This window comes from Streptomyces sp. MK37H (genome assembly GCF_018035285.1).
In the GTDB taxonomy this organism is placed as follows: domain Bacteria; phylum Actinomycetota; class Actinomycetes; order Streptomycetales; family Streptomycetaceae; genus Streptomyces; species Streptomyces endocoffeicus.
In genome coordinates, this window is the sequence record NZ_JAAAYH010000510.1 from 1 (window position 1) to 5,901 (window position 5,901).

Below are 5,901 nucleotides of genomic sequence, written 5' to 3' on the forward strand. Positions count from 1 at the left end.
CGGGCTCCTCCTCGGCCACCTCACCGCCGAAGTTCTTGAGCAGCGCCTCCAGTCCCCCGTCGAAACCCTGTCCGACGGCGGCGAACCGCCAGACGTCCTTGAGGTAGAAGTCGCCCAGCATCACCGCGCGTTCGGTGCTGAACTCCGAGCCGGTGAAGGAGTACCGGGCCACCTCCTCGCCGCCCGCGACGATCCGCAGGTAGCCGGGGCCGACCTGCGACATCTGCCCGGCGCCGTCGATGGTGGCGGTGAAGGAGAGCTTCTGGATGGCGGGCGGCATGCTGTCGAGCGTGACGCGGAACGAATCCGTGTCACCGGCCTGCGGCCCGAGCTGCTGTATCGCTTCTTCAGGGGACTTCGGCTGGTTGAAGAAGATGAAGTAGCGGTCGTCCGACAGCCGCTCGTTCGCGTCGAGACCGAAGCAGCTGATGTCGAAGGTCAGGCCGGGTCCGGCGATCTGCACCCCGACGTACAGATCCCTCCCGGCCGTCAGATCACTGATCCTGGCCTTGTGGCCGCGCTGGAATTCCCTGGCCATACGTTAGGACCGTCCCCCATCGCCGTACCGGTGTGTGCGTTGCGCGCCAGGCTAGCCGCTGCCGCCGACTATGAGCGACGCCGGGAACCAGGATGTGGTTCCCGCACGGCCCAGGGGCCGATCCCTCGCCGCCCGGGCGCGGTCGTCTTACGGCTGATCGTCCGGGGGCCCGGAGAGGTGCGGCAACCGTGCGGCGGCGACTACCCCTTCGAGATAGCCCCGCGCCCGCTCGGTCCGCGGATACGCCTCCAGGAGCTGCCAGAAGCGGCGGCCGTGCCCCGGCACCAGCAGATGGGCCAGCTCGTGGAGGAGCACATAGTCCACGACGTACTCCGGCATGCCCTGGAGCCGGTGCGAGAGCCGGATGCTGCCCTCGGCCGGGGTGCACGACCCCCAGCGGGTGTTCTGGTTGGTGACCCAGCGGACGGAGTCGGGCCGGGCCCGCCCGCCCAGGTACTGACCGGAGAGCCACTCGGCGCGGGCGGCCAGCTCCGCGTCGCCCAGCATCCGCTTGCTCTCCTGGGCCGCCAGCTTCTCCAGCATGACGCTCACCCAGCGCTGCTCCTCCGCCTCGGACATCCGGGCGGGGATGAGGACGACGGTGCGGTCGCCCTCGCGATAGGCCGAGACCGTCCTGCGCCGCCGGGTGCTCCGGCGGACCTCGACCGCGCTCACGTCGGAGCCTCGGCTCTGCGGGCTCGGGACGGTGCTCGGTGCGCTCGCGGCGCTGCGGGAGACGTTCTGTCCCGCGGTGCGAGGGGGCGGGTCGGCGGACACGCCCCGACGTTACCCGCTGGCAGCCGGGGAAGTCCCGCGCCGCCAATGGTTGCGGACCGAACCACTCCACGGCGTGCACGGCTTGTACGACCGGCGTTCGTACGACTTATTCCACTGCCTGTGGACAACGCGCTGCGGGGTCCGGGCGCCGCCGCGCATGCTGAAGGCGGTTCAACGGACAGCACATCAAACGGGGGGAAACGGCGATGCATCCGATGCTCAAGCCCGCGCTGCGGCGCGGCTGGCGGAGCCGGGACACGGTGCAGTTCGGGGTGGCCCGGGCGCATGCGGTGGTGATGGGGCCGGTGGACACGGCCACGGGCAGCTTTCTGGAGCTGCTGGACGGCACCCGCGGTCTGCCGCTGCTGCGGCAGGAGGCCCGCGCCATCGGGCTGCCGGAGGGGCGGGCCGACGCACTGGTGGACCGGCTGGCGGCGGCCGGTCTGCTGGACGAGCCGAGGGACGGCGGTGAGCCCGCCGCCGCCCTGGACCGGCTGCGGCCAGACGCGGGGGCGCTGTCGGTGCTGCATCCCGAGCCCGGAGCGGCGGCGCGGCTGCTCGCCGCGCGGCGGGCGATGCGGGTTCAGGTGCGAGGCGCCGGCCGGGTCGGGGCGGCGGTCGCGGCCGCGCTGTCGGGCTCGGGGGTCGGCCGGGTCGATGTGGTGGACGGCGGCTGTGTCGAGCCCTGGGATGTGGCTCCCGGCGGGCTGTCGGCCGAACAGATCGGGGAGCGCCGGGATCTGGCGGCGCGCCGCGTGGTGCGCCAGGCCGCGCCCGCTCCGCTCCCCCGCCGGTCGGCGCGGCAGCGGACCTCCGCGGCAGAGCGCGCCCCTTCACGAGAGAAGGTCCCTTCAGGAGAGCGGACCCCCTCGGTAGAGCGGACCGCCTCGGCCGAGCCCGGGCTGGCGCTGGTGGTGATCGCCCCGCGTGACGGCCTCGCGGCGTACGCACCGGATCCGGAGCAGGCCCGGCCGCTGCTCGCCTCCGGCACACCCCATCTCTATACGGGAGTCATCGAGGCCACGGGGATGGTGGGCCCGCTGGTGGTGCCGGGGATCACGCCCTGCGCGGGCTGTGCCGCGGCGGGCCGTGCCGAGCGGGAGCCGGTCTGGCCGAGGATGCTCGCGCAGTGGCGGTCCGGGCGCCGGCGCACCGCCCCGGCCTGTGACACGGCGCTGGCGATGGTGGTGGCGGGGCTCACCGCGATGCAGGCACTGGCCTTCCTCGACGGCCGCCCCTCCGGGGGCGCGGGGGTCCGGTGGGAGTTGGCGCTTCCCTCCCTCGTCTGGGAGGCGCGCCCGATCGAAGCACATCCCGGATGCGGCTGCGGAGCCGCCGGGGAGGAGGATGCCGTATATGCCTCGGCCGCAGAGGCACCGCACGCGACAATGTCCGGGTGACCCACGTCCGCGGAGTGGGCACGGGGGCCCGGGGCCACACTCCGGGATGGCACGGCTGTAGTTGGAGGGGCGCATGACCGATCTGCCGCGCAAGGCGATCACCCGTACCGCCAAACTGGCGGCGCTGCCCTTGGGATTCGCGGGGCGCGCCACATGGGGGCTCGGGAAGCGGATAGGGGGACGGCCGGCGGAGATCGTCGCACGCGAGGTGCAGCAGCGCACCGCGGAGCAGATGTTCAAGGTCCTCGGCGAGCTCAAGGGCGGAGCCATGAAGCTCGGACAGGCCATGTCGGTCTTCGAGTCGGCGCTGCCCGAGGAGATAGCCAGGCCCTACCGGGCGGCCCTGACCAAGCTCCAGGAAGCGGCCCCTCCCATGCCCAGCCGCACGGTCCACGCGGCGCTGGAGGAGCGGCTGGGCCCGGACTGGCCGGAGCTGTTCCAGGAGTTCGAGGACAAGCCGGCGGCGGCCGCCTCGATCGGGCAGGTGCACCGGGCGGTCTGGCACGACGGGCGCACGGTGGCGGTCAAGGTGCAGTATCCCGGGGCGGGCGAGGCGCTGCTGTCCGACCTCAACCAACTGAGCCGGTTCGCCCGGGTGCTGGGGCCGCTGGTGCCGGGGCTGGACGTCAAGCCGCTGATCGCTGAGTTGCGCGAGCGGGTCGCCGAGGAGCTGGACTACGAACTGGAGGCGGCGTCCCAGCGGATCCATGCGGAGGAGTACGCACAGGACACGGAGATCGTGGTGCCCGAGGTGGTGCACCAGAGTGATCAGATACTGATCACTGAATGGCTGGAAGGGGTGCCGCTCTCCGAGGTGATAGCCGACGGCACACAGGAGGAGCGGGACCGCGCCGGGCAGCTGCTGGCCCGCTTTCTCTTCTCGGGGCCGTCCCGCACCGGGCTGCTGCACGCCGATCCCCATCCGGGGAACTTCCGGCTGCTGACCGGTGACGCCAAGGACGGGCCGCCGGAGCAGTGGAAGCTGGGCGTCCTGGACTTCGGTTCGGTGAACCGGCTCCCGGGAGGGCTTCCGGAGCCCATCGGCATCGCGCTGCGCATGGCGCTCGAGGGGGACGCCGCGGGGGTCTATGACCTGATGCGCGGGGAGGGGTTCGTCAAGCCGACGATCGAGCTCGACCCGGATGATCTGCTGGACTTCCTGCTGCCGATGCTCGAACCGGCCCAGGCCGACGCGTTCGTCTTCGACCGGCAGTGGCTGCGCAGCCAGGCGGCGCGGATGGCCGACCGTCACTCCCCTGTCTATGAGCTGGGCAATCAGCTGAATCTGCCGCCCGCCTATCTGCTGATTCACCGGGTGACCCTGAGCACCATCGGGGTGCTCTGCCAGCTGGGTGCCACGGTGCGGATGCGGGATGAGCTCAAGGCATGGGTCCCCGGCTTCGCCGCGGACCCGGAGTCCGAGGACCGCGCCGAAGCAGACGCCGAAGAAGGCCCCACGGCAGACGTCGGAGAAGAGGCCGCGGACGGCGCCGAGGAGGAGCCCGAGGCCGCGGAGACCTCGGCCTGAGCGCGGACGGCTCGGGATAGCCGAAGGGCCGGTCCGATCGGACCGGCCCTTCGTGGTCACGCGATGGGTCGGCGTAGGACCCGTCGGTGTGTGTTTGTGTCAGCCCCGCCTCTGGCCGGTGCCGCACATGGTGGTCACTGCATGACCGCCATGGCCAGGGCGCGGCGGGCGCGGAGCGAGGCACGCTCCGCACGCCGCTGCATCCGGCGGGCGGCCGCGAGCCGAACGGCCTGCCGTTCGGACTCGGCCTCCTGCAGCCGGTCGTGCATATGCGCACGTGCCAGGGCTTCTTGCATGAGTTGCATCTCTCGGTTCCTGTTCTGGCGCGCCTCGGGCGCACCTGAGGTATCTGGTGCGGAGGTTTCGGAGACCGGTGGGGTCATCGTCGGGACCTGCTTCATGGGGTCGTGCGTCGCTGGGCGATCGATGGTGCCGATGGTGCTCATGCCGCGACCGGGTTCTTACGCGGGCGACCACGCGGCCGCTTGCGGGCCACCACCACGCCCTGGACGAAGAGCTCGCCGCCCCAGACACCCCAGGGCTCCCGGCGGTCCTTGGCGCCGGCGAGGCATGCCTCCCGCAGCGGACAGGTCTGGCACAGCGACTTCGCGTACTCGACGTCGGCCGGGGACTCGGCGAAGAAGACCTCCGGGTCGTACGAGCGGCACGGAACGGCTACACCCAGGTTCTCGATGGCCTCATCGAGTTCGGTGAGGGCGGTGAGCGGGGTCAAGGAGTCCTCCGAGGAGTCAGGCGGGCGGTTCAGGTCGGTCGATGCGGACGGGGCGTGTGCGTTGAGTTGCACGGTGTGTGTTCCTCGTCTCTTCGGTCCGGCTGGTGGCCGGGCTCTGGCAAATCAAAAGGGCCGCGGATCCCGGTGTGGGTTCCGCGGCCCTGGAAGGTGCCGACCTGATCCTGGATCAGGCTGGATAACTCCAGGGTTCGAGCCTGCGGAAGGCCCACGTCTTGTGGTGCTGCTGCGTCGTCCGGGATTCGGCACCATTGGCCGCAAAGGCATAGGCCTTTGCCTGTGCCGCTGCTGCTACCGCAGGTGCCTGGATCGGTCGCTCGCTGAGACGCGCCTCATTGGCGCCGGGCATACCGGTGCCAGGGAGCGCAGAGCCGAGCAGGCATGTGGCGACGACCGACCGATCGGCCTTTTTGATGGTGTTGATGAAGCTGATCACTGGTCTTCGCCTCCTCTCGGCGTCTCAGGGACCGGTTCGAAACCAGTCCGGGTGTTCAGTACAACACGGAATCCTCGGCTCCTGGAAGGGCCGTTGTCTTCCGTGTTCGGAAGGCTATGGGTATGCCCTCCGCGCGCGCAAACTATTTTTCCGTCGAGTTTTGCCAAGGGTCACCCGAATGGCTTCCCCCGGCATCGCCGTCGCCCTCGTCGTCGAGTGCGGAGGGCAGTTCCCGGCCCGCGCACAGGGCGAGAACATCGGCCCCGAACCGGTCCAGCTTGCGCCTTCCCACACCGGAGATGCGGGCGAGCTCCGGTTCGGTTCCCGGAACGGCCTCGGCGATCGCGAGCAGTGTCTTGTCGGTGAACACGCAGTACGCCGGCTGCCCCAGCTGCCCCGCCTGCTCCGCCCGCCAGTCGCGCAGCCGCTCATAGAGCGCCTCGTCCAGCTCGGACGGGCAGCCCTCGCAGC

8 protein-coding genes are annotated in these 5,901 nt (G+C 71.0%); 2 read left to right on the top strand and 6 right to left on the bottom strand.

Going from position 1 to position 5,901, the window contains the following annotated elements; genetic code table 11:
- Window positions 1–538, bottom strand: a 538-nt coding sequence (locus tag GWI24_RS39260) for a TerD family protein (RefSeq protein ID WP_210950808.1), incomplete at its 3' end; no start/stop codon positions are given.
- Window positions 539–685: 147 nt separating this feature from the next.
- The gene (locus tag GWI24_RS39265) at window positions 686–1,315 is read right to left on the bottom strand and encodes a M48 family metallopeptidase (protein WP_210950809.1); all 630 of its coding nucleotides are present in this window, start codon (window positions 1,313–1,315) and stop codon (window positions 686–688) included.
- A gap of 206 nt (window positions 1,316–1,521) precedes the next feature.
- Here GWI24_RS39265 and GWI24_RS39270 point away from each other — a divergent pair, with 206 nt between their 5' ends.
- Together GWI24_RS39270 and GWI24_RS39275 are read left to right on the top strand one after the other, a co-directional pair.
- A complete protein-coding gene (locus tag GWI24_RS39270; protein ID WP_210950810.1) occupies window positions 1,522–2,715 on the top strand; it encodes a ThiF family adenylyltransferase in 1,194 nt (397 codons plus the stop codon).
- 73 nt (window positions 2,716–2,788) lie between these two features.
- Window positions 2,789–4,243 (top strand): AarF/ABC1/UbiB kinase family protein, encoded by a 1,455-nt coding sequence (locus tag GWI24_RS39275; RefSeq protein WP_210950811.1) that lies wholly within the window; start codon window positions 2,789–2,791, stop codon window positions 4,241–4,243.
- A gap of 134 nt (window positions 4,244–4,377) precedes the next feature.
- Here the strand turns inward: GWI24_RS39275 and GWI24_RS39280 are convergent, their stop codons facing one another.
- The 4 genes from GWI24_RS39280 to GWI24_RS39295 form a co-directional block, all read right to left on the bottom strand.
- Complete coding sequence (locus GWI24_RS39280; RefSeq protein ID WP_210950812.1) at window positions 4,378–4,689, bottom strand: hypothetical protein; 312 nt, start codon at window positions 4,687–4,689, stop codon at window positions 4,378–4,380.
- A complete protein-coding gene (locus GWI24_RS39285; RefSeq protein WP_020868576.1) occupies window positions 4,686–5,048 on the bottom strand; it encodes a WhiB family transcriptional regulator in 363 nt (120 codons plus the stop codon). Before GWI24_RS39285 ends, GWI24_RS39280 begins: the two co-directional genes overlap by 4 nt.
- 115 nt (window positions 5,049–5,163) lie before the next feature.
- Window positions 5,164–5,430 carry a hypothetical protein gene (locus tag GWI24_RS39290; protein ID WP_210950813.1) on the bottom strand — a complete coding sequence of 89 codons (267 nt, stop codon included), beginning with the start codon at window positions 5,428–5,430 and terminating at the stop codon, window positions 5,164–5,166.
- A gap of 142 nt (window positions 5,431–5,572) precedes the next feature.
- Window positions 5,573–5,901: HRDC domain-containing protein (locus tag GWI24_RS39295; RefSeq protein ID WP_210950814.1), on the bottom strand; the 329-nt coding region annotated here is incomplete at its 5' end.

What these genes read in the sequence shown, in the direction of transcription:
- GWI24_RS39270 (WP_210950810.1), top strand. Translation starts at nt 1,522, where the DNA reads ATGCATCCGATGCTCAAGCCCGCGCTGCGGCGCGGCTGGCGGAGCCGG.
- GWI24_RS39275 (WP_210950811.1), top strand. Translation starts at nt 2,789, where the DNA reads ATGACCGATCTGCCGCGCAAGGCGATCACCCGTACCGCCAAACTGGCG.
- GWI24_RS39280 (WP_210950812.1), bottom strand. Translation starts at nt 4,689, where the DNA reads ATGAGCACCATCGGCACCATCGATCGCCCAGCGACGCACGACCCCATG.